This window comes from Flammeovirga sp. OC4, from assembly GCF_000812565.1.
Classification (GTDB): domain Bacteria; phylum Bacteroidota; class Bacteroidia; order Cytophagales; family Flammeovirgaceae; genus Flammeovirga.
In genome coordinates this window covers 1-1,800 of sequence record NZ_JTAM01000155.1, presented here as the reverse complement: position 1 = coordinate 1,800, position 1,800 = coordinate 1, and the positions used below count along the sequence as shown (strand labels likewise).

Here is a 1,800-nt window from a genome sequence, read left to right as displayed (position 1 = left end):
TCCTCATCCTTCCGCTGTTTTCTGTGAAGTGCATCCCAAACTAACTGTTCATTGGGTGGGTTGTATCGACTTGGAATACTTTTTAAGAGAACTAAGTTTCTTCTTCTGTCGTCGGGATCTTGACGGTTGATCCAATTTTTAGGATTGGACTTTTTGCGAGATCTATAAACTGATTTTTGTACAGTTTCTTTTTTTATTTTTACAACCTCAATTAAAAATTTCCATGAAACATATATTTGCTCATCACTCACATGAATATCATCAAGTGATAAATTCATGCTTAAACTCTTGACTGTTCAGTAAGCTTTTTCAACTCTGATTCTTTTTCAATTTTTTGCTTTAAAAAACTGATGATGTCATCGTTTTCAACTAAGTACCTTATGTAGTCAGAGACTTTCATACTTCTTGAATTAGCATTGAACTCAATTTTTGTTTTAATTTCAACACCTACTTTCGAATGTAAGAAAGCACTTGTTACTTTTGTTCCCATTTGATTATATTTGTTTCATTAATGTTTAAATAATGTTGAATACTTGTTGTTCTTTTCAACATTACAAACGTCGAAAATAATTTTCTACCATCAAAGAAAAGTAGAAAATTATTTTCTACTTTTTTATATAAAACGCTGATGCTGAATAGATTAAAAACGTTCCTAGATAGTCGAAATATTTCAATTAAAGAGATAGAAAAGTTAATTGGAGCTAGTAACGGAGTCATTTCAAGGGCTTTAAAAAATGGATCTGATATACAAACAAAATGGGTAAGAAGGATTTTAGATCTATTTCCTGAACTAAATGCAAACTGGTTATTGCTTGGTAGTGGAGAAATGATTTTAAATAAAGTTGATTTTCGAAAACCTGACTTAAGAATGGAATTTGAAGCTCCAGTTTACAAAAAGAACTCACATGATTTAGCAACAATACCACTTGTAGGAACTGAAACTATTGCAGGATTCGGGGAAAATAATTTTGAGATTACAAAAGATGATGTTATCAAAGAGTTTGAAATACCTGAGTTTACTGGAGTGAATTTCATGATAAGAGTAAAAGGGGATAGTATGCTTCCTAAATATTCAAGTGGTGATATTGTAGGTGCTAAGATAATTAAAGACTCAAATTTCTTACAATGGGGTAATCCATATATAATAGCGACAAGAGAACATGGGGTTATAATTAAAAGACTTTTCCCTAGTGAAAAAGATAACTCATTAAGAGCTGTTTCTGAAAATGAAAAGTATCCACCATATGATATTCCTAAAAATGAAATTACAGGTATTGCATCTGTAATAGGCGTAATAAGACTTGAGTAAAAAGTGTCCACCTAAAAGAGGTGCTAATTGTCCAACCTTTTGTCCATCTAATCCCTTTACACTTCGTTTTCACCGTCAAATAGTGTTCAAGGTAGTTTAGAGGGTGTTTAAAAAGTGTTTAAGGAAGTTTTAAGGAAGAATTAGAGCAAACATAAAAATATGAGCAAAAAGAAAGAACCAATAGCAGGCATGGAGTACAAAGGCAAGCCAGTGTACGACGTAGAAGCAATGCTAAAATCAATCCACGAAGACTTCAAAGCAAGACTTGAAGCCAAGCTAAAACCCTTTCAAAACGAATTAGACGAGCATAACGCCTCTGTAGAGCTCGTTTTCAACGGTTTAGACCAAGAATCAGAGATACTATTCCATAATGTACCAGAAGCCCTTGCAGACCTCATACAGCAGGCACTTCTAGAAGGAGACGAAGACGATGAGGAATACGAAGACCTTGAAGAAGGTGAAGAAATAAGCGGTGAAGAGTTTATGAAGTG

At 33.4% G+C, this 1,800-nt stretch carries 4 protein-coding genes; 2 read left to right on the top strand and 2 right to left on the bottom strand.

Annotated elements, in window-relative coordinates:
* Both PL77_RS29675 and PL77_RS29670 read right to left on the bottom strand, forming a co-directional pair.
* A partial coding sequence (locus PL77_RS29675) for a hypothetical protein (RefSeq protein WP_044213628.1) occupies positions 1-278 on the bottom strand: 278 nt, incomplete at its 3' end.
* A gap of 2 nt (positions 279-280) precedes the next feature.
* A complete protein-coding gene (locus tag PL77_RS29670) occupies positions 281-490 on the bottom strand; it encodes a hypothetical protein (protein ID WP_044213627.1) in 210 nt (69 codons plus the stop codon).
* Between the two features lie 138 nt (positions 491-628).
* Here PL77_RS29670 and PL77_RS29665 point away from each other — a divergent pair, with 138 nt between their 5' ends.
* Together PL77_RS29665 and PL77_RS29660 are read left to right on the top strand one after the other, a co-directional pair.
* Positions 629-1,309 (top strand): S24 family peptidase, encoded by a 681-nt coding sequence (locus PL77_RS29665; RefSeq protein ID WP_044213626.1) that lies wholly within the window; start codon positions 629-631, stop codon positions 1,307-1,309.
* A gap of 189 nt (positions 1,310-1,498) precedes the next feature.
* Positions 1,499-1,800, top strand: a 302-nt coding sequence (locus PL77_RS29660; RefSeq protein WP_156152614.1) for a hypothetical protein, incomplete at its 3' end; no start/stop codon positions are given.

Excerpts from the sequence above, each read along its gene's own strand:
- PL77_RS29670 (WP_044213627.1), bottom strand. The coding sequence starts at position 490 with ATGGGAACAAAAGTAACAAGTGCTTTCTTACATTCGAAAGTAGGTGTT.
- PL77_RS29665 (WP_044213626.1), top strand. The coding sequence starts at position 629 with ATGCTGAATAGATTAAAAACGTTCCTAGATAGTCGAAATATTTCAATT.